Genomic DNA, 24,138 nt, shown 5'->3' with positions numbered 1-24,138 from the left:
AAAATAAGATGAAATACGCAGTAAAAGAGAAAAGCGAGGCTTTTTTATGAATCAGAACAGACAAGCGCCAATTGGTGTTTTTGACTCAGGTGTGGGCGGACTGACTGTTGCAAGGGAAATTATGCGAAATCTGCCCAGTGAAAGAATTGTATACTTTGGAGATACGGCAAGGGTGCCTTACGGAAGTAAATCCAAGGAAATTGTATTAAAATTTTCAAGACAGATTGTAAGATTTTTACAGCTTCAGGATGTAAAGGCAATCGTAGTGGCATGCAATACAGCAAGTGCACTGGCATTAGAAGAGATAAAAAAAGAAATTGATATTCCGATTATCGGAGTGGTAGAACCCGGAGCGAAAGTTGCAGCTTCGGTGACAAAGAACAAAAAAATAGGTCTAATCGGAACAAAAGGAACGGTTCATTCTAAATTGTATCCGGAAATTATTCACAGCTATGATAAGGAAATTCAGGTGTTTGGACAGCCGTGTCCGCTTTTTGTTCCACTGGTAGAAGAAGGATGGCTGAAAGATGATGTAACCGTAGAAGTGGCACGGCGTTATGTGACTCCGCTTTTGGAACAGGGGATTGATACCTTGATTTTGGGCTGCACCCATTATCCTCTGCTTCGTTCCCTGATTCAGAAACTGGTAGGAGATTCCGTAACATTGGTGAATCCGGCTTATGAAACAGCAAAAGAACTCGAACGGCTCTTAAAAAGTAAAGGGCTTGAAAATCTTCAGGATGTTCAGGAAGAATTTCCATACCGTTTTTATGTCAGCGATGCCGCAGAGCAGTTTCAGGACTTTGCGAATTCCATTCTTCCGTATGATGTAAAGATGACAAAGCAGATTAATATTGAGGAGTACTAAAATTATGAAAAAAGATGTGCTGGTAACAGTAAGAGGAATGCAGTCGATTGAATCCGTGGATGGTTCGGAAGAAGTAGAAATGGTTGCAAAAGGGAATTACTACTTTAGAAATGGACATCATTTCATCTGTTATGAAGAGATGTCAGAAGGGTTTGATAAGCCGACCAAAAGTATGATTAAGATTGCAGATAATGTAGTGGAAGTGGACAAAAAAGGTGTTATGAATACTCATCTGGTGTTTGAACCGGAAAAGAAAAATGTGACTTTTTATGCGACACCGTTTGGGCAGATGGAAATGGGAATTGCAGCAACAAAGATTGCTGTTCAGGAAGAAGAAGAAAATTTAAGTGTCTCGATTGATTATGCGCTTGAAATTAATCGCATGCATACCGCAGACTGTCAGCTTCATGTTCACGTACAGTCAAAAGAAGCAGGAGATTTTCGTCTGTGCTCATAAAAAATTTTGTCAGCAATAAAAAAGCATTGAGACTTTCTGACGAAAAAGTTTCAATGCTTTTTTTAAATTATTTTTTACTGTTGGCTTTTGTCATCTGATTTGCTTTCGCACGCATCTTTTTAAAGAAGCCCTGTTTTTTAGGCGGAGTTTCAAGAGAGCCTCTCACACCTTTGACACCTGTGATGTAGATACCACTGACATCAGCTTTTACTTCTTTTTTTACCGGAATTAAATCAAATACCTGTTCATCGGCAACAAGTGTCATGATTCTTGGACCGACTTTTGCTTTTACGATTGGCAGCTTAGAACGTCTCATAAGTTTTGGAGTCTGGTCAATTACCATCTGAGGCAGACCGGATTCTTTAATCGGAAGACGCTTCTTATCAATAATCAGCATCGGTATTGTCTGTTTTGCTGCTTCAATCTGTTCCTGCTGTGCTTCTTGTTTCTTCTGGGCTTTTTTGCCGAGAAAATATAAAACGGCAAGACCAATTACTATAATCAGTAATACAATCAGTAGAACAATCCATGGACTCATTTGTAATTCCCTCCTAAGTATGGCTTTCTGACGTATTTATTATTTTAGCATTGTTTTTGGGAAAAGGCAATAAAAAATATGCAAGAAAGGGTTTCTTTTAAAGAAAGTTATGGTATAATGGGAACGCTTGGAGAATCGCTTCAGGCCAATGCACTGCAGAAAAATGACGGGGGATGCAGCTGCTTAACAACACAGAGAAAGGATTTATAAATCGATGAAGAAAAAAGTATTAATTGCTCTTTTGGCATTGACAGTTGCAGTATCTGCAATGGGATGCGGCAGTAAAAAAAGCGACTCCGAAGATTCAACAAAAGCCAAAACAGAAAGCAGCAGTGAAGAGGAAAAAACAGCAGAAGAAGTGGAGACAGACAGCGACGGACATGTTGTGGCTGTTGATACCGATGATATCACAAAATATGTCACACTTGGAGACTATAAAAATTTAAGTGTAAAAGTACCAAAAACAGAAGTGACAGATGACAGCATAAGCAAGTATATTAATGAGCAGCTTACTTATAAACCGGAAGAAATCACAGAAGACCGTGCGGTACAGGAAAATGATACCGTAAATATTGATTATACCGGATATATGGATGGAAAAGAATTTTCTGGAGGTTCAGCGACAGATACTGACCTTTTAATCGGTTCCGGACAGTTTATTGATGGATTTGAAAGCGGACTGATTGGAGCAAAAAAAGGGGATGAAGTAACGTTAAACTTAAAATTCCCGGATCCATATCAGAATAATCCGGATTTTTCGGGAAAAGATGTACAATTTAAAGTGAAAATTAATAAAATCTCTCAGCCGGCAGAGCTGACAGACGAATGGGTGTCTAATAACAGCGATGTGAAAACGGTTGATGAATACAAAGCAGAAGTGAAAGCTACCCTCGAAACAAGTGCAGATATGGAATATAATAATAATAAAAAATCAAATCTGTTTGAAGCGCTTGTCAATAAAACAGAAATCAGCGAATATCCGGATGATTTAATGGAAGCAGCAAAAGAAAAAGTGGAAAAACAATTTGAAAATTATTATGCAAAACCATCAGGAATGACACTGGATGAATATTGGAAGTCTCAGTCTATTACAGAAGACCAGGCTTCGCAATATATTGAGGCTCAAGCACAGACCAATCTGAAACAAAATATGATTGTACAGGCTGTGCTTGACGCAGAGGGAATTACCTTTACAAAAGATGAATACAGAGAACAGCTGGATAAATTTGCAAAAGAATACGGATTTAAAGATGCAGAGGCATTAGAGCAGGCATACACAGATGCTGAGCTTGTAAAAGACAATGTTTTATGGAGCAAAGTATGTGACATTCTTGAAAAGTATGGAACAATTACAGATGTAGCGGAAGACGAGACAACCGATGAGACAGCAACAGATTCCAATACAGCAGAGTCATCCGATTCTACAGAGACAACAGCAGACGGGGAAACACAGACAGCGAATTAAGTGGTAACTCTTTCCCTCTTTTGCATATACTAAAATGAGTATAGGCAAAAGGGGGATTTTTGTTGCAAAGAAAAAGCGTAAGGGATGATTTTTATGAACAGGAGCGGTATGCAAATCAGGAGTTACGTCGTTTCCGTGCAAATTATCCAGAGAATGCGGCATTAATCCAGAACTATGTGGAGGATGCCTGTGACCGGATGGATTATGAGGGCAGTAGAATGTACGATGAATATCCGGACAGGTATATGCTGAAGAAAAACTGTGCGTCGATTTCAAACCGGATAAAAAAGGACAGCGAGACGATGGGAGTGGAAGCAGGATTTGCGAAAAAGTGTCAGAATCTTCCAAAGGAAACTTTAGATGACTTAGTTGAAGTCTTGTTCTATAATGAGGTGTATCGCAGACGGTTGAGGCGTCGCAGAGGAAAAAGATTTTATCCGTAACAGACAGGGAAAATATTTTTGGGACTTGCGATTTTAGAGTAAAGCTTTTACAATAGAGACAAATGCCGTAATGGTATTTTGTACAGCGAGTATTAAAAAGATACTTGATTTACGCTGTATCAGGCAGACTGCAATGGATGCAGTAAACAAGTGTTTAGTTAGGAGAAAACATGACGGAACTAGCGGGATTTTTAGAAACTTATGTAAATACGCAGATGATACGGATTATAATAAGCGGCCCCAGAAAAAAGGAGGGGCCGTCTAAAATACAGATTCGTCCGCTGTCATTAAAGGGAGAAATCAAATTTCAGGAAACTCAGACAGTTGGACAAAAAGAACTTCATAAAAATTATGAGCAAAATGAAATTATACAGCGGATGTTAGAATGGATGGAACATTCTTTTAAGCAGTTGCAGTTAGAGGGACAAGATATCGATGCGACGGTACTGATAAGTAAGAAGGGAAAGGCAACCATTAAAATAAAAAAAAGCCGGACCCCCAAAGAGTTTGTGCCAATGCTCGCCCATAATCGAAAGAAAAAATATCTGCTGGAAGAAGGTCGGCCGGTTCCTTTTTTAATTGACCTTGGCGTGATGAGTGAAGATGGAAAGATAAAAAACGCAAGGTATGATAAATTCCGGCAGCTCAATCGTTTCCTTGAATTTATTGAGGATATCTTACCGAAGCTTCCAAAAGAAAGGGAAGTGACGATTCTTGACTTTGGATGTGGAAAATCCTATCTGACTTTTGCAATGTACCATTATCTTCATGAATTAAAACATTATGATGTGCATATTATCGGACTGGATTTAAAGACGGATGTTATTGAAAAATGCAATCGTCTTGCAGATAAGTATGGCTATGAAAAATTGAATTTTTATCAGGGCGATATTGCATCTTATGAAGGATGTGAACAGGTTGATATGGTGGTCACCCTGCATGCATGCGATACGGCAACGGATTATGCGTTAGAAAAAGCGGTAAGGTGGAATGCATCGGTGATCCTTTCTGTGCCATGTTGTCAGCATGAGTTGAACCGGCAGATAAAGAATGAAACGCTCGCTCCGATTTTAGAATATGGAATTTTAAAAGAGCGGTTTTCTGCGATTTTGACAGATGGACTGCGTGCCCAGATGCTTGAAAGTAAAGGATATGACACACAGATTCTTGAGTTTATTGATATGGAACATACCCCGAAAAATCTGTTAATTCGGGCAGTGAAAAATGAGAACAAGAAGTACAGTGAACAGCAGAAAGCAGCATGGGAAGCCTGCATAGAGGCATTTCATGTAAAACCAACGCTTCAAAAAGAGCTGTTCTTAGAAGGGAATCATAAATAAATGAAAAAAATACTGACGAAAGCAGGGATTCTTCTGTTGGTCTTTATACTTGGAGTGATAGGCTTCAGCAGTCTGATGAATAAAGAGACCACAGATAATAAGATGGATCTTGAAGAAGCCACGTTGCCTGTGATGAGCATGAAAATAGGAGGTGAAAAAGCGAACCTTATGTATGGACATGCTGGGCAGATGCAGGTGGATTTTATGAGGGAAAGTCTGACACCGTTAGAGACAGACAAGGAACTCACAGTCAGCATTACACCAAACGGTCATAAAATAAAAGATTTGGTTTATGAAGTCCGTACATCAGATGGAAGCAAAGTCATTGAAAATGATAAGATAAAAAATTTCAAAAAAGATGGCGAGGATAAAACGGTTACATTTTCACTTCAGAAATCAATCTTAATGAATCAGGAGTACTCGCTTGCGTTTACACTGACAACAGATGAGGGAGACTACTACTACTATACCAGAATTTTACAGCGTTCCGGATTGAATACAGAGAAATATCTGCAATTTGCAAAGCAGTTTTCTGAAGATACGTTTGATTCAGATGCACGTTCAGAGATTGTCTCTTATCTGGAATCAGATGATTCAACAAGAAATAACAGCTTTCTGGATGTCAATATTCATTCGAGTGTCAGTATGGTTATGTGGGGAGATTTGAATCCGTCGGTTCTTTCTGAAGGAATTCCGGTCATAAAAGATATCAATGGAACGACTGGAAGTGTAACTCTTACTTATTACATTACGGCAGACGACGATGATAAGAATCAGGAGCTTTATCAGGTAGAAGAATTTTATCGGATGCGCTATGATGGAAGTAAGATGTATCTTTTGAACTTTAACCGGAGTACAAAACAAATCTTTACAGGTGATTCAAGCAGTATTGCAAACGGAAGAGTGAATCTTGGTGTGACTTCCAAAAATGTTCAGTATGTGGCAAATAAGACAGGAGAAATTTTTGCGTTTGTACAGCAGGGAGATATCTGGTCTTATAACACTGCGACCAATAAATTAGTGCAGGTGTTTAGTTTCCGTAAACAGGATGCAATTCAAAATTTTGATGCAAGAGAAAATATTTCTCAGCATGATTTTAAAATCATTCGTGTGGAAGAAAGCGGAGATATTGACTTTGTGGTATACGGATATATGAACCGTGGAGAACGGGAAGGTCAGACAGGAACTGCAGTTTATCACTATTACAGCGACCAGAATGTATTGGAAGAAAAAGTATTTATTCCAAGTCTGAGTTCCTATGAGTTTATGAAACAGGATGTGCAGGTGCTTTCTTATGTTTCTACAGACAATATGCTGTATTTGTATCAGCAAAAAAAATTGTATCGCATTAATCTTTCAGAAAAAACTTATGAAGTGGTAAAAGATGGAATCGACACACAATGTTTCTTTACGTCCAATTCCAACCGTCATATTGCATGGTTAGAAGAGATGAAGTTATTTGATTCTTCCAATATTATTGAGTTGGATTTGGAAACCGGTGAACAGAAGAAAATTACGGCTTCGGATGGAACGAGAATTCGTGCGTTTGGATTTATCAATGAAGATTTGGTTTATGGCGTAGCAGATGAATCGGATATTAAGACGGATTCTACGGGAAGTTTTTATTATGCGATGAATGAGCTTCGGATTCAAAACTTTGATGGCGAACTGGTAAAGAGTTATGCTGAGGATGGTGTTTATATTACAGATGTGAAAATTTCGCAGGGCTTGATTGAGCTGTCAAGAGCGCAGTGGCAGAACGACCATTATGCTGAAATTACAAGTGACCACATTATGAACAATGTAAAGACAAAAGAAGAAGAGGTTGCGTCAATAGCAACGGTTACGACAACTCGTCAGGCGGGAATTACCAGATTGGTGTACTCGGACGAAAATAAAAATAAAAATCCGCTTGTCTCAGTTCCAAAGTGGATGGTATTGGAAGACAGCACGACGCTGGAACTTGATGAGGGAACGGATGATACCAATTATTATTATGTGTATGCAAATGGCGGGCTGTACGGAATTTATACGGATGTTGCAAGTGCCGTGCAGGAAGCAGATGCACAGACAGGTGTTGTGTTAAATCGTGCACAGCAGTATGTCTGGGAGCGTGGAAATACAAAGACTAAAGTGACATTAAATGTCGCTGAGATTCCAGACTGGTTTAAGAGTGCAAAGACCGATGTTTCTTATCTGGAAGAACAGTTAGGAGATGGCGGAACAGTGATGAATCTGACAGGATGTACACTGGAAGAAGTGTTATATCAGGTCAGTGCACAGCGTCCGGTGATTGTAAGCCTTGGAGATGCAGGAAATCGTGTGATTGTAGGATATGATGCATACAATACTCTACTTTATAATCCGGCAGACCAGACAACATCTTATATGGGAATTAATGACAGTACTGCAGCATTTGAGGCAGCAGGCAACGTATTTATCAGTTACATTGAAAAGAAGATTGAATAAAAAAATGAGAAAAATTGGGGCAAAATATTTTGCTCCAATTTTTTTGCAACAAAATGGCATTAAAAAGACACTATAACAATATAGAAAGAAAAGTACGTTTGGAAAAGTAACTGTAAAATTGTAAAATCAAGGATAAAGCACAGAAAAATTCCGAAAGTACATTAAAGAGGGAGGAGGGAAAAAATGGAGGAAAGTCGGGAGCTGGTAAGACAGGCAAAAAAGGGAAAGAGAGAGGCATTTGCAAAGCTTTATGAAACAGTATACGAGGATATGTACCGATTTGCACTTTACGTGTTAAAAGACAGGGAAGATGCAGAGGATGCTGTGGCAGAGACTGTGGCAGATGCGTTTGAATCCATTGGAAAATTGAGAAAAGAAGAAGCATTTCGGGCATGGATTTTTCAGATTTTATCCAATAAATGTAAACGAAGGCTAAAAGAATATATAACAAAAACCTATTCTTATGAGGAAAGTGAACAAAGGTTAGAAAAAGACAGCAAAACAGAGGATATAGCACACGCTATTCACGTAAGAGATGCATTTTATTCTCTGGAAGAAGAGGAACGTTACATGGTGGCACTTCAGGTGTTTGGAGGTTATAAAAGTCGGGAGATTGCAGCACTTTTACATAAAAATCATAATACAGTGCGTTCACAAGTAAGCCGGGCATTAAAGAAGATGAAAGAAAAACTGGATTAGGAGGTGCAGTGATGGCGAAAAAAGAAGAATATCATAATTTAAAAGACCTGCAGTCAGATGAGCTGAACCTGGAAAAAGTAATAGAAAAGATTCGGGAAGAAGCAAAAGAAGAAGAAATTCCAGAACGCTTGAAACCGGAACATTTAGATGAAATTTTAAATTCACAGAAAAAGAAAGGCAGGTGGCAGGGGATGAAAAAAAGAAAATATATGGTAGCAGCTGCATGGGTGGCAGTTTTAGTCGGAATTGGAGTTTCCAGCGTAGCACTTATTCATAAAAAGGATTCGGCAGAAATTGGTGCACAGACAGCTTCTTCGGCAAAAGACGGAAGCGGAAACAGTACCATTTCGCAGGAAGCTTCAGCAGAAGAAAAGCAGGTGGAAGGTTATAAATCTGCTTCCAGCTATGAAGAAATTTATCAGAAATTATTTGTAGAGACAAAGCAGGCACAGGAAACACAGGAGGCATGGTATTCGAGTTCATCGAATATTGATGAAGATTATGGAATTATGAAGGAAAGTGCTGTGGCCGATGGTACAACCTCTTCAATGGCAAAAGCGGTTTCAGAAGATAATAGTTCAGACAGTCATTCCCGGACAAATGTGCGGACAGAGGGGGTAGATGAAGGGGATCTGGTAAAGACAGATGGTACTTATATTTATACGTTAACTCGTTCAGGCAGACTGATGATTACAAAGGCAGAAGGAAGCAAATTAGAAAAGGCAGGAGAAACTTCTCTTGAAAGTATGACAGACACCATCAGTGACATGTATGTGGATGGGAATACGGTTTGCGTCGTAGCCTACGGATATGACACCGATGTCTCGATGGAAGGAGAAGATACTTATGCGGTCAATTCGACAAATTATACGAAACTTTACACTTATGATGTATCAGATAAATCAAACATCGTATTAAAAGGAACAATCAAGCAGGAAGGATATTATGAGACATCAAGAAAAGTAGGAAATTACATGTATCTGTTTTCTACCTATTATGCCCAGGAAGAAAATGCGTCTAAAGACCATCCGGAACTTTTAGTGCCGAAGATTAATGGAGTGCCAATACAGGCTTCGGATGTATTTTGTCCGGTAGAGCCTCAGACAGATACGACTCAGCTTGTAATTTCTTCTGTCAACTTAGAGGAACCGGATAAAGTGATGGCAAGTCGTTCTTTAATTGGAGCCGGTGGAATGTATTATGTCAGCCAGAATAATATCTATGTTTGCATGAGTCAATATCAGACACAGGAGATAACAACACAGATTGCACGCTTTTCTTATGCAGATGGAGCACTGGAATTAAAAGCAGCCGGACAGATTAATGGAACAATCCATGACAGTTTTTGTCTGGATGAAAATAATGGCTATCTCAGGGTCGTTGTGACTCGCTATCCGAATGGATGGGGTGGACAGGAAAGTAATGGATTATATGTCCTGGATGAAAATATGAAAGTCAGTGGGAAAATCGAAGATCTTGCATTTGGAGAAAGTATTCAGTCTGCACGATTTTTAGGAGATACCGGATATTTTGTGACTTATAAACAGGTAGATCCGCTGTTTTCTGTGGATTTAAAAGACCCTGAAAATCCAAAAGTGATTGGAGAGTTAAAGGTGACCGGATTTTCCGAATATCTGCATTTTTATGGGGAAAATAAACTGCTTGGAATCGGACAGGAAACGGATCCGGACACTGGAGAATTAAGAGGAATTAAATTATCCATGTTTGATATTTCCAATCCTGCCGACGTAAAAGAAGTCGATAAAATTGTATTAAAAGATATTGATGTTTACAGCCCACAAGATAATTATAAGAGTGTGATGATTGATGCAGATGAAAATATCATCGGATTTGCAATGGGTGCTTATGATAAAGTGACTTATAATCTGAAGGGTTATTATGGAGTTTTTGGTTATTCGGCAGAAGATGGATTTACACAGGAACTGATGCAGAGTTTAAGTAAGGCAACCGGAAATTCATCCGACAGCTACAATGTAATTGATGAAACAAGAGGAATTTATATTGGCGATACCTTTTATCTGTGCCAGAATCAGGGAATCTATGCATTTGACCGGAGTGACGGATACAAAGAAATCGGCAAACTTGAGTGGTAAAATTCCCTTGCGAAGCCTATTACAATGCGTTATACTTATGTGGAGCGGGTTTCCTGCTCCACTTTTTTCATTACATTTTGAGAAGTAATAAAAAACTGGATACACAGGGATGGAAATAAAGGAGAACAAATTTATGAAACTGACAACAGTAAAAGAGATTTACAAAAACAGAGAGCAGTATCTTGATAAAGAAGTTACTGTAGGCGGATGGGTGCGAAGCGTACGTGATTCCAAAACATTTGGTTTTATTGTGCTTCATGACGGTAGTTTTTTTGAAACCCTTCAGGTCGTTTATCATGATTCCATGGACAATTTCCAGGATATCAGTAAATTAAATGTAGGAGCAGCCATTATTGTAAAAGGTAATTTAGTAGCAACTCCACAGGCAAAACAGCCGTTTGAAATTCAGGCAGAAGAAATTATGGTAGAAGGAGAATCAGCAGGAGATTACCCACTGCAGAAAAAACGTCATTCTCTGGAATACTTAAGAACCATTTCTCATCTGCGTCCAAGAACGAATACGTTCCAGGCAGTATTTCGTGTACGCTCCCTGATTGCTTATGCAATTCATCAGTTTTTCCAGGAGAGAGGATTCGTCTATGTACACACTCCATTAATCACAGGAAGTGACTGTGAGGGTGCGGGAGAAATGTTCCGTGTTACAACATTGGATATGGAAAATCTTCCAAAAACAGAAGATGGAAAGATTGATTACAGCAAGGACTTCTTCAAAAAAGAAACAAACCTTACTGTAAGTGGTCAGTTAAATGGAGAGACTTATGCGCAGGCATTTAGAAATATCTACACATTTGGACCGACTTTCCGTGCAGAAAACTCCAACACAACCCGTCATGCGGCAGAGTTCTGGATGATTGAGCCGGAAATGGCATTTGCTGATTTGGATGATAACATGGCACTTGCGGAGTCTATGTTAAAATATGTAATCGGATACGTGTTGGAACATGCACCAGAAGAAATGAATTTCTTTAATTCTTTTATTGATAAAGGTTTATTAGACCGTCTGAATCACGTTATGACTTCAGAATTTGCACATGTGACTTACACAGAAGCAATTGAAATTCTGGAAAAAGTAAACGACAAGTTTGAATACAAAGTATTCTGGGGATGTGACCTGCAGACCGAACATGAACGTTATCTGACCGAACAGGTCTACAAACGTCCGGTATTCGTTACAGATTATCCGAAGGAAATCAAAGCATTCTACATGAAACAGAATGAAGATGGAAAGACAGTAGCAGCTATGGACTGCCTTGTACCTGGAATCGGTGAAATCATCGGAGGAAGCCAGAGAGAGGATTCTTATGAAAAATTAAAAGCAAGAATGGATGAACTCGGCTTAAATGAAGAAGATTACGGATTCTACCTTGACCTGCGTAAATACGGTTCTACCCGTCATTCTGGATTTGGTCTTGGATTTGAACGCTGCGTTATGTACTTAACCGGTATGCAGAATATCCGTGACGTCATTCCGTTCCCAAGAACAGTAAATAACTGTGATTTATAAAATGGTTTGAATAGGCCATTTTATGGGAGTTTGACATCATAAAATCAGATGAATAAAAAAATCCCGGAGCACTAATATCAGAGTGCTCCGGGATTTTTTTGATTATTTTTTATTTGCCAGATTTGCGTTATGTTTTGCAAGGAAGCGGTTGATCCGTTCAACTGGATTTAACAATTTGCTGATAGAAGAATCATGATTTAAGGTATCAATGAGTAAAGCAATATATTTACTCATATCACAGTTTACATAGTATTCTTTCTGAAGCAGTTCTTCTGTCTGATAAACCAGATTTGTGGTAAGCAGACGGTCAAATGCACCTTTTTCATAAGCTTCATCAAATTTTTTGAGACCATTGGTGAACAGTCCAAAAGTAGCGCACATAAAGATTTTTGCAGCTCCTTTTTCTTTTAATAAAGCAGCAACTTCAAGCATACTGTCACCGGAAGAAATCATATCGTCGATGATAATCATATTTTTGCCTTTTACGTCAGCACCAAGGAATTCATGTGCTACGATAGGATTACGTCCGTCAACAATAGTGGAATAATCACGTCGTTTGTAGAACATACCCATATCAACACCGAGTACGTTGGCAAGATAAATAGCACGTCCGGTACCACCGGCATCCGGGCTGATTACCATCAGTTTGTCATTGTTGATTTCAATGTCCGGTTCTGCACGGAACAGACCTTTTACAAACTGATAAGCTGGCTGAACTGTTTCAAACCCATGAAGCGGAATAGAATTCTGAACACGAGGGTCATGAGCGTCAAAAGTAATGATGTTGTCAACTCCCATGTTTACTAATTCCTGAAGTGCAAGTGCACAGTCAAGAGATTCACGTCCGGTACGTTTATGCTGGCGACTCTCATAAAGGAACGGCATAATAACATTGACACGGCGAGCTTTTCCTGCGATGGCTGCAATCACACGTTTTAAATCCTGAAAATGGTCATCCGGAGACATGTGATTGGTCTGTCCGCAAAGTGAGTAAGTCAGACTGTAGTTGCAAACATCTACCATGAGATAGATATCATCACCACGAACAGATTCTTTTAAAATTCCTTTTGCTTCTCCTGAGCCAAAACGTGGGGTTTCTGCCTGAATTAAATAAGAGTCGCGTTCATAGCCTTCAAACTCCAGGTTGTTAAAGTGAGAATATTCTCTGTCTTTACGCCAGTCTACAATGTAGTCGTTGACCCTTGCGCCAAGAGCAGAACAGCTCTTTAACGGAATGATTCCGAGGCGTCCTACAGGAAGTGAATCTAAAGGTGTGGTATCTTTTGGTGATGGTGACATTTTTTACTTTCCTCCTAATAGTTTTTTTTGGATTCTTATGTCATTTCCAATTAGTTTGAGCATGGTGTAATTACTGGATATTCTGGAGAAGATACGTTCTGAGTAAGTTTCCAGAAAATTTTCCATGGTCAGGTTTGTTGATATAATAGTGGATTTATGATTGATAATGCGCTCATTTACACAGAAAAACAGCTGACTGGCAACGAAAGAATTTACAAGTTCCGTGCCAAGGTCGTCGATGATTAATAAATCACAGTTTGCTATATATTCTGCCATATCTGAGGCAGCAGTATCCTTCTTAAATGTGTTTTTTGCCAACAGGTCAAATAAATCAAAAGATGAAAAATATAAGACAAAATAAGACCTCTGGATTAATTCTTTGGCAATACAGTGGGAAAGATAGGTTTTTCCTACACCGGTATCACCGTAAAAGAAAATGCCGGCAGGATGGCTGGCAAAATTATCAATAAAATCCCAGCATTTAAAGTAAGCATCCCTTGCGGTTTCAAGTGCATTTAAGCCGGTAGCGGGATTTTTTACTTCCTCAGAATAATATTGAAACGTAAAGTTTTCAAAATTTTCTACTTCTAAGATTTCGCGGATATTTGACTGTGTATAAAGTAAGTCAACAGCCGCCTTGCGAAAACAGGAACATTTCTGATTGTCGACATATCCGGTATCCTTACAGTGCGGACAGTCATAGTGAAGTTCCAGATAATCAGCGGGAAAGCCGTTTCTAAGAAGCAGTGTCCTGCGTTCTTTGGAGAGTGTTTCAATTTCATCAGAGAGATTGAAATCTGCTGATGAAGAGGGCATAAGAAGAGCCCTGGCTTTTTTTAAACTAAGGGATGCAATTTCGTTGTCAATCTCCTGAAGCCTGGGAATCCTTTTATAAGCAATCCGGATACGGTCTCGCTGTTCATGTTTATGTTTTAATTGTTTCTGGTTATATTGGCGCATGAGTGCGTCGTATTGTGAGTTATTTAGTGACACAGTTTTTCCTCTTTTTATTTGTTCAACAGCAGTTTTTCAAGTTCATTAACATTATACGCACGCTGATGAAAGTTATTGAATTTATTGCGGGAGGCAGATGACTGAGCACGGGGAGCCGGAGCCTCGTTTTTTGCAGCCTTTGCCTGTTTATGAGAATCTTCCAGCTTTTCCACATCGGCAACATCATGAACATCTCTTTTCTGCCAGCTTCTTAAAATCGAGTCGGCATAAGGAAAATTTGGCTGACCGGTTGCCATGACTGCCTTGCTGCAGGCAAGGGAAATAATTTCAAGAGAAAATCCAAGTTCGTCAAGCCATACATTCATGTAGCGGATTTCTTCATCAATCGGATTTCGGTTTTTAATCCCAAATGCGCGCAAAATCGCAAAGTAATTTTTGTTGTATGCAGTGGTTGCCGCCTTTGCCTGTTCAATAGTTGTGATATTTTGGTCAGCCCAGGAAAGTGCTACGGTTTCTATGTAGCGGATGCTGTGGCTGCCTTTTGATACACAATACTCAATCAGGTATTCCATAAGGTCGGTTGAAAAATGAAGTTCGTCATAAAAATACAATAATTTATTAATTTCGATTGGAGAGAGTGCTTTTCCAAGATACTGTTCTGCAACAAAAAGTATCTGAATAACATCTTCTCGTTCGGTTAAAGCCCTGATTTTTTCCGCCGATAAAGAAGATGGCTTTGCAAGTTCATTTGAAACAGCTTCCGAACCGGTTGGAATTTCAGTAGAAGTTGAGGCTGTAGAAACTATATTTGCAGCACTGGTTGAAGCCTGCGGAAGATTTGCGCCCACAGGAAGCAGACGGACACTGTTTAAATTGCCTTGTTCGTCCAATTTTAAATCAAGCACTCCTGATTTATGCCAGTATTTTAATGCCCTGAGCACATCATTTTCCGTACAATTAAAAATGTCGGCAATCGATGACAGCTCAAGTGAAGCGGAAACGCCGGTGGCATTTCGTAAGAGATAAAGATAAACCTTAACGAATTCCCCGTTTGCCTGTGGCATACAGACATCGAGGAAATAGTTGGAGATTAAAGTGTAATCTCCGGGAAAATCATTACAGAGTGTAAACTGTCCCATTTCCAACATCCTTTTCTAATCAATCTATGTCCAAACTCAGTATAACATAGAATTTTTGAAAAGAGAATAAGCATTTTTTGACAAAAAAACCTGCAGGCATTTCCTTAAATTGAACGCAGATAAGCATTCCCCCGCTTCAAGTGCGCAGAGCACTAAGCGGCGGGTGAGGGGGATGCTTCTGTCAGTGGGAGTTGAAAGATCCCACTGACAGATCGCAAAGCGACTGCGTTCATGAGCAAGTAGCGAAGCGGATTGCGAATGTCCGCTTTACTATCAGGAATGCCTGCAGAGTATATAAGTTCTTACAGCCCGAGCAGATGTTCTCCGATTTTATAAACATCGCCGGCGCCCATTGTAATTAATAAGTCCTGCGGTACACAGTTTTCCAGAAGGAAATCTTCGATTTCGTCAAAAGTAGAGAAATAATGAGCATCTGTTCCAAGTAAGGAAATTTTTTCCTGAAGGTCTTTGGAAGAAATTCCCAGTGTATCTGTTTCTCGTGCCGCATAGATATCTGCAAGCACAACTTTATCTGCAAGGCTTAATGCCTGGGCAAACTCATCCATCAGTGCTTTTGTTCTGGTATAGGTATGAGGCTGGAATACACACCAGATTGTTTTATGTGGATAGTTTTTTGCAGTGCGCAGTGTTGCGGCAATCTCTGTCGGATGATGTGCATAGTCATCAATAACGGTAACACCTCCCACTTTTCCTTTATACTGGAAACGGCGGTCTGTTCCTCCAAAATGCAGGAGACCTTTCTGGATAGATTCCAGGGAAAGACCAAGTTTTCTTCCCAGCGTAATGGCAGACAATGCATTTGAGACATTGTGAATACCAGGAACGGAAAGTGAAAAATGACCAAGTAAAGTACCTTTTTCCATACAGTCGAAGGAAGCGTGTGCAGTTTCATCAAATTCAATATTTGCAGCAGTGTAATCTGCATTCTGTTCCAGGGCATAGGAAATAATTTCGCATGGTAAATCCTTTGTGATTTCGGCAACATTTGGAATATCCTGATTGATAATTAAAGTTCCGTCTTTCGGAAGTTTTTCGGCAAACAATCGGAAAGAATGACGAATATCATCAATATCTTTAAAGAAATCCAGATGGTCGGCATCGATATTTAAGATAATGCTGATTTTCGGGAAAAAGCTTAAAAAGCTGTTTGTGTATTCACAGGCTTCTGTAACAAAGGTTTCAGATTCGCCAACACGGATATTTCCATGGATTGCAGGTAAGATTCCTCCAACGGAAATAGTAGGGTCAGCGTCTGCTTCTAAGAGAATATGGGAAATCATGGAAGTTGTAGTTGTCTTTCCGTGTGTTCCGGAAACAGCAATTGGAGTTTCATAGTTGCGCATAATCTGACCAAGCAGTTCTGCTCTTGTGAGCATTGGAATCTGTTTTTCTTTTGCACAGGCAAATTCCGGATTATCCGGATGAATCGCAGCTGTGTAGATAACGAGTTCAATATCGTCTGTGATATTAGAAGCACGCTGTCCGATATAGACTTTTGCTCCCAGACTTTCCAAGTGCGTTACAAGGTCAGAAGGTTTGGCGTCCGAACCGGAAATTTTAAAATCTTCTTTTAAAAGAATTTCGGCAAGACCACTCATGCTGATTCCGCCGATACCGATAAAATGAATGTGTAATGGTTTATTAAAATCTATTTCATACATAAGGCAACAAGTTCCTTTCTATTTTAATTCCTTAACTTTTACATCTTTCAATAGTTCATTATACATAAAAAAAATGGGAATGAAAACCCTTTCTTAATCAAAACGTTAGAGACAAGTAAAATGTCACAAAAACAATGGAAAAGTCGAAAAAAAATTGTTAAAAATGTTCACAATTTTGATTTGATGTGGTATAATAGAAGAATCATAAATATATACAAGAGGTGATTACATGATTAAGAAAGAGATGATTGCCATGTTGCTTGCAGGTGGACAGGGCAGCCGTTTGGGTGTACTGACTGCAAAGGTAGCAAAACCGGCAGTTTCGTTTGGAGGAAAATATAGAATTATAGATTTCCCGCTTAGTAACTGTATTAATTCAGGAGTAGATACAGTCGGAGTACTGACACAGTATCAGCCACTTCGCTTAAATACACATATCGGGATTGGTATTCCGTGGGATTTGGATAAAAATGTAGGTGGTGTTTCCATTCTTCCGCCTTATGAGAAAAAAACGGATACAGAATGGTATACAGGAACAGCAAACGCAATTTACCAGAATATGGCATATATGGAAACCTACAATCCGGATTATGTATTAATCCTTGGTGGTGACCATATTTATAAAATGGATTACGAAGTAATGCTCGATTTCCATAAAGCAAATAAAGCTGACGTAACATTAGCTTGCATGCCGGTTCCGTGGGAAGAAGCAAGTCGTTTTGGTCTGGCAATTACAGACGAGACAGGACGCATCACAGAATTTGAAGAAAAACCGGAAAATCCAAAGAGCAATCTTGCATCTATGGGTATTTACATATTCAGCTGGCCAGTATTAAAAGAAGCCTTACTTGCATTAAAAGACCAGCCAGGCTGTGATTTTGGTAAACATATTCTGCCATACTGCAGAGAAAAAGGTCAGCGTCTGTTTGCTTATGAATATAATGGCTACTGGAAAGATGTAGGTACACTTGGCTCTTACTGGGAAGCAAATATGGAACTGATTGATATCATTCCTGAATTTAATTTATACGAAGAATTTTGGAAAATCTATACAAAAACAGATATTATTCCGCCTCAGTACATTTCAGCAGAAGCTGTTGTAGAAAGAAGTATCATCGGCGAAGGCAGTGAAATTCACGGTGAAGTTTATAACTCTGTTATCGGACCTGGTGTAGTGATTAAAAAAGGCAGTGTAGTGCGTAACTCTATCATTATGAAACAGTCCTTTATCGGAGAGAATGTAACAATTGATAAGGCAATCATCGCAGAAAATGTTACAGTTGGAAATAACGTAGTAATGGGTGTTGGAGAAGACGTTCCAAATAAAGAAAAACCAAGTGTATACTCTTTTGGTTTAGTAACAATTGGAGAAAATTCTGTTATTCCGGCAGACGTAAAAATCGGAATTAACACAGCAATTGTTGGAGAGACAACACTGGAAGATTATCCGGATGGAGAACTTGCAAGTGGAGAAACTTTAAATAAGGAAGGTGAGACAGCATGAGAGCAATAGGAATTATTCTTGCCGGCGGCAATAACAATAAAATGAAAGAATTATCAAACAAACGAGCAATAGCAGCAATGCCTGTTGCCGGAAGTTTCCGCAGTATCGACTTTGCGCTTAGTAATATGTCGAACTCCCGTATTCAGAAAGTAGCAGTTTTAACACAGTATAATGCACGTTCTTTAAATGAACATTTAAGTTCTTCGAAATGGTGGGACTTTGGTAGAAAGCAGGGGGGCTTATATACATTCCCGCCAACCATTACTGCAGATAATAACTTCTGGTACAGAGGAACCGCCGATGCAATGGCTCAGAACTTAAATTTCTTAAAAAACAGCCATGAGCCTTATGTTGTAATCGCTTCCGGTGATTGTGTTTATAAAATGGATTTCAATAAAGTTCTGGAATTCCATATTGCAAAACGAGCAGATGTTACCGTTGTATGTACGGATGTTCCGGCTGATGAAGCAACCAGATTTGGCTGTATCAAAATGAATGAAGACTGCAGAATTCAGGAATTTGAAGAAAAACCGATGGTAACACATACCAACACGGTTTCTACCGGTATCTATGTTATCAGAAGACGTCAGTTAATTGAGCTGCTTGAAAAATGCCAGGAAGAAGACAGATATGATTTCGTAAAAGATATTCTGATTCGTTATAAAGAATTAAAGAGAATCTATGGATATAAAATTAATACATACTGGAGCAATATCTCCACTGTAGATGCTTATTATAGAACAAATATGGATTTTCTGAAGCCGGAAGTCAGAGATTACTTCTTTAATCAGTATCCATCCATTCAGTCTAAGATTGATGATTTACCACCGGCAAAATACAATCCAGGTTCACAGGTGAAAAACAGCCTGATTTCCAGTGGATGTATCATTAACGGACAGGTAGAAAATTCTATCTTATTTAAAAAAGTATTTGTGGGTAATAATTGTGTAATCAAGAACTCTATCATTTTGAATGATGTTTATTTAGGTGATAACACACACATTGAAAACTGTATTGTGGAAAGTCGTGATACCATTCGTGCAAATTCTTACTATTGCGGAGAAGAAGGCATCAAGATTGTAATTGAGAAAAACGAAAGATATGTATTGTAATGACTAAGCAGGTTTTTACAAAATAAAAGATACAAAAATCGGACTTATAAAGAGGGCTTTTTGAGAAGGCTATGAAAGGGGAAGGGTTTATTATGAACATCACAGATGTAAGAGTAAGAAGAGTTGCAAAAGAAGGTAAAATGAAGGCAGTTGTATCCATCACAATTGATGAAGAATTTGTAGTACATGACATCAAGGTGATTGAGGGTGAAAAAGGATTGTTTATCGCAATGCCGAGCAGAAAAGCGACTGATGGCGAATATAGAGATATCGCTCATCCGATTAACTCTGAAACACGTGAAAAAATCCAGGGAATTATTCTTCAGAAATATGAGCAGGTACTTGCAGAAGAACCGGTGGAAGCAGAACAGCCTGCAGAATAAAAAGAATAAGAGCGAAAATGAAATTAAACGGTATGTCTGTAGTTGCAGGCATACCGTTTTTGCTATATAATGCTTCAAAGAATAAATACTGTAAAGGAAATAAAACTATGATTGAACAATTGCCAAAGGCATTTTTAGAGCGTATGAAAGCCATGCTTGGAGAAGAATACGAAGATTTTTTAAAAAGTTATGAAGCTCCCCGCCAGTTTGGTCTGCGAATCAATACGCTGAAAATATCTGTAGAAGAATTTTTAAAACAGTCTCCATTTCATCTAACTAAAGTTCCGTGGACAGAGAATGGATTTTATTATGAAGAAGCTGACCGTCCTGCCAGACACCCTTACTATGCCTCCGGACTTTATTATCTTCAAGAGCCGAGTGCAATGGCGCCTGCTGCTATTTTACCGGTTGCTCCGGGGGACTATGTATTGGATTTATGTGCTGCACCGGGCGGGAAGGCAACGGAACTTGGCGCACGCTTAAAAGGGCAGGGCATGCTGGTTGCAAATGAAATCAGTGCCTCAAGAGCAAAAGCCCTGCTTAGAAATATTGAGCTTTGTGGAATTAAAACTTCATTTATCACAAATGAAGTTCCCAAAAATCTTGCCCGTGTGATGCCGGAATTTTTTGATAAAGTTTTAGTCGATGCACCATGTTCAGGTGAGGGAATGTTCCGAAAAGATATGGACGTTGCAAAAACATGGGATGAGAGTCGTCCGGAATTTTTTGCAAATCTGCAAAGAGAAATCGTTTCAAATGCGATTTCCATGCTAAAACCAGGTGGACTCATGCTGTATTCCACCTGCACCTTTGCGCCAATCGAAAATGAAGGAACAATTTCGTATATCCTTGAAAATTTCCCGGAGATGGAACTTTTGGAAATTCCGGCTTATGAAGGATTTTCAGAGGGAAATCCAGAATGGGGAAATGGAGACGACACCTTAAAAAGATGTGTGCGTATTTTCCCGCATAAGATGGCAGGAGAAGGGCATTTTATTGCACTGTTGAAGAAAAAAGGAATTCTGTATCCATCCAAGTCCGATGTGGCAGTCCAGAAACCGGAAAAAGAAGCATGGAAATTATTAAATGAATTCTGGGCGCCAATGGAACTTCCATTTGAAAAAGAACGGATTGAAATCCGCAATCAAAATGTATATTATCTGCCGCCGGCATCGAATCACTATAAAGGAATCCATTTTGTCCGAAATGGTTTATTCTTAGGAGAATTAAAGAAAAACCGCTTTGAGCCATCCGAACCACTGGCGCTTGCGCTCTCACAAGACCAGTTTCCTGCAATTCTGAACCTTTCGAGTGAAGAGGAACGGGTTGCACGTTATTTAAGAGGAGAGACACTTTTAATCGAAGATGGCGAAGCAAAAGTGAAAAAAGGCTGGCAGTTAGTATGTGTGGATGGACATCCGCTTGGGTTTGGAAAATTGGTGAATCAGACTTTGAAAAATAAATATCCGGCAGGGTGGAGAAGAAATTCGTAAAGAAATTGAAAAAGGATTGGAAATTGAATGCTTATCTGCGTTCAATTTCCAATCCTTAAAAAATAAAAGAAAAACGGTACGACATTTCTGCCCTACCGTTTCTTCGTTGAAGTCGAAGCGACGTGATTCGAACACGCGACCTCTGCGTCCCGAACGCAGCGCTCTACCAAACTGAGCCACGCTTCGTTAAAATGTTTTTCGCATTCAACATTTGCAATTATACTGGAATTGAATCAAATTGTCAATAAAAAAATGAAAATTTTTAAATTTTTTTTCATATACTTTTGACATTTGCATCATATACTTTTAAAGAACAAATTTTTGGGAGAATTACATGTCTGGATATCGACGATTTGTTGCTTATGTATATGAATATGAGGGAAGAAAAAAAGGAAATGGAAAAGGATTTGTAAAAGTTGAAGTTCGGGATGGGGTCTGCCGGATGCAGTTTCGGCTTTCGGGTGTTTATGGACAGGAAACTCTTCCGTGTGAAATTTATGGATATGTAAGAGAGGAAGAAAAACAGGAATGTGAAGCAGTTTATCTTGGAACTTGTGATTTGGCAGGAGAAATCATTGCATTTTCACTGGAACTAACAGGAGAAAATGTCTCGGAAAGTGGATATTCAATCGATGATTTCAATGGAATCGTGTTTTTAGCCGGTGATGTGATGTATGGAACCGGCTGGGATGAAAATCCGGTGTGTCTCGATGAAATTCGGTTTGGAAAGAAAAAAGAAGAAAATGGAGAAGAGATAGAAGAATTAAAAGAAGAACCTGAAGAAACAGAAGGTGAAGAGGAAGGCAGGGAAGAAACAGAACTGGAAATACAGGAAAATCCATTTCCACCGACACCAAGTATCTTAGAAGAAGTCGGAGAGGAATGTCAGGAAGAAATAAGTGAAACAGGAGAAATAGAAGAAAAATTAGAGGAACCAGAAGAGCCGGAGGAATCAGGAGCGTTAGAAGAACCGGAAGAATCAAGTGAACTCGAAGAATCCTTCTACTGTCCATTTAAGGACGGCGAATTTGAACAGTGTGCAAAAATTGGTCTTTTGGATTATAATCAGCTAAATCCATGTGACCAGGGACTTTTAAATAATAATTTCCTGCGTTATGGATGGAGACGGTATAAACATGCCTTGATTGGAAAAGATACGAAGAGAAATTGTTACATACTTGGAGTGCCGGGAACGTATAACAGACAGGAAGCACTGATGGCGGGAATGTTTGGATTCCCTTATTTTAAAGAAGCAAAATGCGAAACAACCGAAATGTCTGCACAGGAAGTACAAGGACATTTCGGTTATTGGTATCGGTCAATCAATCCCCCTGATGGAAACAGAGGGAATCGTTCTTAATAAAATCTTTTGAAATTGTTCTAATTCGGTTTTTGTATAACTGGTGAATCCGGGATGAATCACATCCGGAGAATCGCGGTATGCCTGTAAGAAATAAGCCTGACATCCGGCAATCCACTTACCGATAGATTCAAAATCGGCTTTGTCATGAAGTTCACGTACAACGGTAGTACGAAATTCGTAAGGAATCACATTAGAGAGCAGAAATTCAACAGATTCACAGATGGATGTTAAATCAATGTTTTTGCAGCCAGATACTTTTGCATAAGATTCTTTGGAAGATTTAATATCCATTGCAACCATGTCAATCATCTGATTGTTCACTAATTTTTTTAGAGTCCATGGATGGCTGCCGTTGGTATCAAGTTTAACTGGATAACCAAGTTCTTTGATTTTATCAATGAGCAAAAATAATTCTTTATCCGAAGTCGGCTCACCGCCTGTGATGCAGACCCCCTCTAAAATTCCCTGACGTTTTTTTAAAACAGAAAGGACTTCTTCTGTGGAAATCACAGGCTGTTTATTTGGAGAGAGTACGAGAGAACTGTTCTGGCAAAATGGACAGCGGAAATTGCACCCGCCAAGGAAGATGGTGGATGCAATTTTTCCAGGGTAATCTAAAAGTGTGGTTTTGTTAAATCCGTTGATTGGCATGGTGGAAATCCTTTCTTGCTTTAGGGATGATAATTCGGGCTAATTTCCGTGTCCCTCTTTTGAAAAACGTTCATTATATTCACTCAGAGGAATGAACGTGTCACTCTGTTTTGCCTGATTTGCATGATAAAAGAGAAAACCTGCACCAATCAGGATAAGCAAAATAGCTGCAAAAATCATGTTTCTGGTTTTTATCATAGACATTCTCCTCTCTAGAATTTGAACGCAGATAAGCATTCCCCCGCTTCAAGTGCGTAGAGCACTAAGCGGCGAGTGAGCACTTTACATCACGTTTTTTATATCTAATAAAATTATACTATTTTATTAGAATGTGGTCAATAAAATAGATTTTTTGCTTGACCAAAAGCAGGAAGCACCGTATAATAGAAAAACATGGAGATGTACTCAAGTGGTCGTAAGAGGTCGCACTCGAAATGCGATAGGTCCTTCGTGGGCGCGTGGGTTCGACTCCCACCATCTCCGGTGAATGGCGGTATGACGAAAGTTGTACTGCCTTTTTTGTTGCGAAAAAATTCTTGCGAATAAAAAAAGTGCCGGTACATTTTCATGTACCGGCAAAGAGAGGGAGGGAAAAGAAAAATCTATATAAAAAGTTAACTTGCTTATTGGGCGAAGGCCG

21 protein-coding genes and 2 tRNA genes are annotated in these 24,138 nt (G+C 39.2%); 15 read left to right on the top strand and 8 right to left on the bottom strand.

The genetic code is table 11. From position 1 onward, the window contains the following. Positions 1-46: 46 nt before the first annotated feature. Together murI and ACYQ2D_RS07630 are read left to right on the top strand one after the other, a co-directional pair. Positions 47-868 (top strand): glutamate racemase, encoded by an 822-nt coding sequence (gene murI / locus ACYQ2D_RS07635; RefSeq protein ID WP_187558888.1) that lies wholly within the window; start codon positions 47-49, stop codon positions 866-868. A gap of 4 nt (positions 869-872) precedes the next feature. Beyond that, entirely contained in the window at positions 873-1,325 is a 453-nt protein-coding gene (locus tag ACYQ2D_RS07630; protein WP_022303110.1) for a YwiB family protein, read from the top strand. 67 nt (positions 1,326-1,392) lie between these two features. On the opposite strand, the gene ACYQ2D_RS07625 is transcribed toward ACYQ2D_RS07630, so the two are convergent. After that, complete coding sequence (locus ACYQ2D_RS07625) at positions 1,393-1,863, bottom strand: hypothetical protein (protein WP_117456937.1); 471 nt, start codon at positions 1,861-1,863, stop codon at positions 1,393-1,395. 214 nt (positions 1,864-2,077) lie between these two features. On the opposite strand from ACYQ2D_RS07625, the gene tig reads away from it, so the two are divergent. From tig to asnS, 7 genes are all read left to right on the top strand, one after another. Further along, entirely contained in the window at positions 2,078-3,328 is a 1,251-nt protein-coding gene (gene tig, locus ACYQ2D_RS07620; protein WP_118701398.1) for a trigger factor, read from the top strand. A gap of 62 nt (positions 3,329-3,390) precedes the next feature. Beyond that, the gene (locus tag ACYQ2D_RS07615) at positions 3,391-3,771 is read left to right on the top strand and encodes a hypothetical protein (RefSeq protein WP_022303107.1); all 381 of its coding nucleotides are present in this window, start codon (positions 3,391-3,393) and stop codon (positions 3,769-3,771) included. A gap of 170 nt (positions 3,772-3,941) precedes the next feature. After that, on the top strand, positions 3,942-5,111 hold the full coding sequence (locus ACYQ2D_RS07610) for a class I SAM-dependent methyltransferase (RefSeq protein ID WP_022303106.1): 1,170 nt from the start codon (positions 3,942-3,944) through the stop codon (positions 5,109-5,111). Then, positions 5,112-7,580, top strand: a complete 2,469-nt coding sequence (locus tag ACYQ2D_RS07605; protein WP_118701399.1) for a hypothetical protein — start codon at positions 5,112-5,114, stop codon at positions 7,578-7,580. It begins immediately after the preceding gene. Between the two features lie 183 nt (positions 7,581-7,763). Continuing rightward, positions 7,764-8,279, top strand: a complete 516-nt coding sequence (locus tag ACYQ2D_RS07600) for an RNA polymerase sigma factor (protein ID WP_459785035.1) — start codon at positions 7,764-7,766, stop codon at positions 8,277-8,279. Positions 8,280-8,290: 11 nt separating this feature from the next. Then, positions 8,291-10,393 (top strand): beta-propeller domain-containing protein, encoded by a 2,103-nt coding sequence (locus tag ACYQ2D_RS07595; protein WP_118701401.1) that lies wholly within the window; start codon positions 8,291-8,293, stop codon positions 10,391-10,393. Positions 10,394-10,526: 133 nt separating this feature from the next. Continuing rightward, positions 10,527-11,918: an asparagine--tRNA ligase gene (gene asnS, locus ACYQ2D_RS07590; RefSeq protein ID WP_118701402.1), complete on the top strand. Its 1,392-nt coding sequence runs from the start codon at positions 10,527-10,529 to the stop codon at positions 11,916-11,918. Positions 11,919-12,020: 102 nt separating this feature from the next. Here the strand turns inward: asnS and ACYQ2D_RS07585 are convergent, their stop codons facing one another. The 4 genes from ACYQ2D_RS07585 to murC all read right to left on the bottom strand — a co-directional run bounded on the left by ACYQ2D_RS07585 (position 12,021) and on the right by murC (position 16,992). Next, complete coding sequence (locus ACYQ2D_RS07585; RefSeq protein ID WP_187558894.1) at positions 12,021-13,217, bottom strand: ribose-phosphate pyrophosphokinase; 1,197 nt, start codon at positions 13,215-13,217, stop codon at positions 12,021-12,023. Positions 13,218-13,220: 3 nt separating this feature from the next. Continuing rightward, entirely contained in the window at positions 13,221-14,210 is a 990-nt protein-coding gene (locus ACYQ2D_RS07580; RefSeq protein ID WP_022303100.1) for an ATP-binding protein, read from the bottom strand. Between the two features lie 14 nt (positions 14,211-14,224). Continuing rightward, entirely contained in the window at positions 14,225-15,310 is a 1,086-nt protein-coding gene (locus ACYQ2D_RS07575) for a DnaD domain protein (RefSeq protein WP_118701403.1), read from the bottom strand. A 302-nt stretch (positions 15,311-15,612) separates the two neighbouring features. Next, entirely contained in the window at positions 15,613-16,992 is a 1,380-nt protein-coding gene (murC, locus tag ACYQ2D_RS07570; RefSeq protein WP_118701404.1) for a UDP-N-acetylmuramate--L-alanine ligase, read from the bottom strand. A gap of 229 nt (positions 16,993-17,221) precedes the next feature. Here murC and ACYQ2D_RS07565 point away from each other — a divergent pair, with 229 nt between their 5' ends. From ACYQ2D_RS07565 to ACYQ2D_RS07550, 4 genes are all read left to right on the top strand, one after another. Then, positions 17,222-18,496, top strand: coding sequence for a glucose-1-phosphate adenylyltransferase (locus tag ACYQ2D_RS07565; RefSeq protein ID WP_459785033.1), 1,275 nt, complete (start codon positions 17,222-17,224; stop codon positions 18,494-18,496). Then, positions 18,493-19,608, top strand: a complete 1,116-nt coding sequence (gene glgD, locus ACYQ2D_RS07560) for a glucose-1-phosphate adenylyltransferase subunit GlgD (protein ID WP_117456929.1) — start codon at positions 18,493-18,495, stop codon at positions 19,606-19,608. Before ACYQ2D_RS07565 ends, glgD begins: the two co-directional genes overlap by 4 nt. Positions 19,609-19,700: 92 nt before the next feature. After that, positions 19,701-19,991: a septation regulator SpoVG gene (spoVG, locus tag ACYQ2D_RS07555; RefSeq protein ID WP_117457040.1), complete on the top strand. Its 291-nt coding sequence runs from the start codon at positions 19,701-19,703 to the stop codon at positions 19,989-19,991. A gap of 107 nt (positions 19,992-20,098) precedes the next feature. Further along, positions 20,099-21,484 (top strand): RsmF rRNA methyltransferase first C-terminal domain-containing protein, encoded by a 1,386-nt coding sequence (locus ACYQ2D_RS07550; RefSeq protein ID WP_459785032.1) that lies wholly within the window; start codon positions 20,099-20,101, stop codon positions 21,482-21,484. A 112-nt stretch (positions 21,485-21,596) separates the two neighbouring features. Here the strand turns inward: ACYQ2D_RS07550 and ACYQ2D_RS07545 are convergent. Beyond that, positions 21,597-21,670, bottom strand: a tRNA-Pro gene (locus ACYQ2D_RS07545). Between the two features lie 148 nt (positions 21,671-21,818). Here ACYQ2D_RS07545 and ACYQ2D_RS07540 point away from each other — a divergent pair. Further along, entirely contained in the window at positions 21,819-22,844 is a 1,026-nt protein-coding gene (locus ACYQ2D_RS07540; protein WP_187558895.1) for a hypothetical protein, read from the top strand. On the opposite strand, the gene ACYQ2D_RS07535 is transcribed toward ACYQ2D_RS07540, so the two are convergent. After that, positions 22,803-23,498: an anaerobic ribonucleoside-triphosphate reductase activating protein gene (locus ACYQ2D_RS07535; RefSeq protein ID WP_117456927.1), complete on the bottom strand. Its 696-nt coding sequence runs from the start codon at positions 23,496-23,498 to the stop codon at positions 22,803-22,805. The genes ACYQ2D_RS07540 and ACYQ2D_RS07535 overlap by 42 nt on opposite strands. 39 nt (positions 23,499-23,537) lie before the next feature. Next, positions 23,538-23,696 carry a hypothetical protein gene (locus ACYQ2D_RS07530; RefSeq protein WP_459785030.1) on the bottom strand — a complete coding sequence of 53 codons (159 nt, stop codon included), beginning with the start codon at positions 23,694-23,696 and terminating at the stop codon, positions 23,538-23,540. 197 nt (positions 23,697-23,893) lie between these two features. Between ACYQ2D_RS07530 and ACYQ2D_RS07525 the strand changes: the two genes are divergently transcribed. Next, positions 23,894-23,981, top strand: a tRNA-Ser gene (locus ACYQ2D_RS07525). Positions 23,982-24,138: the final 157 nt, after the last annotated feature.

This window comes from Blautia stercoris (genome assembly GCF_054657695.1).
This window is presented reverse-complemented; position numbering and strand designations above follow the sequence as displayed.

Excerpts from the sequence above, each read along its gene's own strand:
- ACYQ2D_RS07605 (WP_118701399.1), top strand. The coding sequence starts at position 5,112 with ATGAAAAAAATACTGACGAAAGCAGGGATTCTTCTGTTGGTCTTTATA.
- ACYQ2D_RS07600 (WP_459785035.1), top strand. The coding sequence starts at position 7,764 with ATGGAGGAAAGTCGGGAGCTGGTAAGACAGGCAAAAAAGGGAAAGAGA.
- ACYQ2D_RS07565 (WP_459785033.1), top strand. The coding sequence starts at position 17,222 with ATGATTAAGAAAGAGATGATTGCCATGTTGCTTGCAGGTGGACAGGGC.
- ACYQ2D_RS07610 (WP_022303106.1), top strand. The coding sequence starts at position 3,942 with ATGACGGAACTAGCGGGATTTTTAGAAACTTATGTAAATACGCAGATG.
- spoVG (WP_117457040.1), top strand. The coding sequence starts at position 19,701 with ATGAACATCACAGATGTAAGAGTAAGAAGAGTTGCAAAAGAAGGTAAA.
- ACYQ2D_RS07575 (WP_118701403.1), bottom strand. The coding sequence starts at position 15,310 with ATGGGACAGTTTACACTCTGTAATGATTTTCCCGGAGATTACACTTTA.
- ACYQ2D_RS07585 (WP_187558894.1), bottom strand. The coding sequence starts at position 13,217 with ATGTCACCATCACCAAAAGATACCACACCTTTAGATTCACTTCCTGTA.
- murI (WP_187558888.1), top strand. The coding sequence starts at position 47 with ATGAATCAGAACAGACAAGCGCCAATTGGTGTTTTTGACTCAGGTGTG.
- ACYQ2D_RS07550 (WP_459785032.1), top strand. The coding sequence starts at position 20,099 with ATGATTGAACAATTGCCAAAGGCATTTTTAGAGCGTATGAAAGCCATG.
- ACYQ2D_RS07530 (WP_459785030.1), bottom strand. The coding sequence starts at position 23,696 with ATGATAAAAACCAGAAACATGATTTTTGCAGCTATTTTGCTTATCCTG.
- asnS (WP_118701402.1), top strand. The coding sequence starts at position 10,527 with ATGAAACTGACAACAGTAAAAGAGATTTACAAAAACAGAGAGCAGTAT.
- ACYQ2D_RS07630 (WP_022303110.1), top strand. The coding sequence starts at position 873 with ATGAAAAAAGATGTGCTGGTAACAGTAAGAGGAATGCAGTCGATTGAA.
- murC (WP_118701404.1), bottom strand. The coding sequence starts at position 16,992 with ATGTATGAAATAGATTTTAATAAACCATTACACATTCATTTTATCGGT.
- ACYQ2D_RS07625 (WP_117456937.1), bottom strand. The coding sequence starts at position 1,863 with ATGAGTCCATGGATTGTTCTACTGATTGTATTACTGATTATAGTAATT.
- ACYQ2D_RS07535 (WP_117456927.1), bottom strand. The coding sequence starts at position 23,498 with ATGCCAATCAACGGATTTAACAAAACCACACTTTTAGATTACCCTGGA.
- glgD (WP_117456929.1), top strand. The coding sequence starts at position 18,493 with ATGAGAGCAATAGGAATTATTCTTGCCGGCGGCAATAACAATAAAATG.
- ACYQ2D_RS07540 (WP_187558895.1), top strand. The coding sequence starts at position 21,819 with ATGTCTGGATATCGACGATTTGTTGCTTATGTATATGAATATGAGGGA.
- ACYQ2D_RS07595 (WP_118701401.1), top strand. The coding sequence starts at position 8,291 with ATGGCGAAAAAAGAAGAATATCATAATTTAAAAGACCTGCAGTCAGAT.
- tig (WP_118701398.1), top strand. The coding sequence starts at position 2,078 with ATGAAGAAAAAAGTATTAATTGCTCTTTTGGCATTGACAGTTGCAGTA.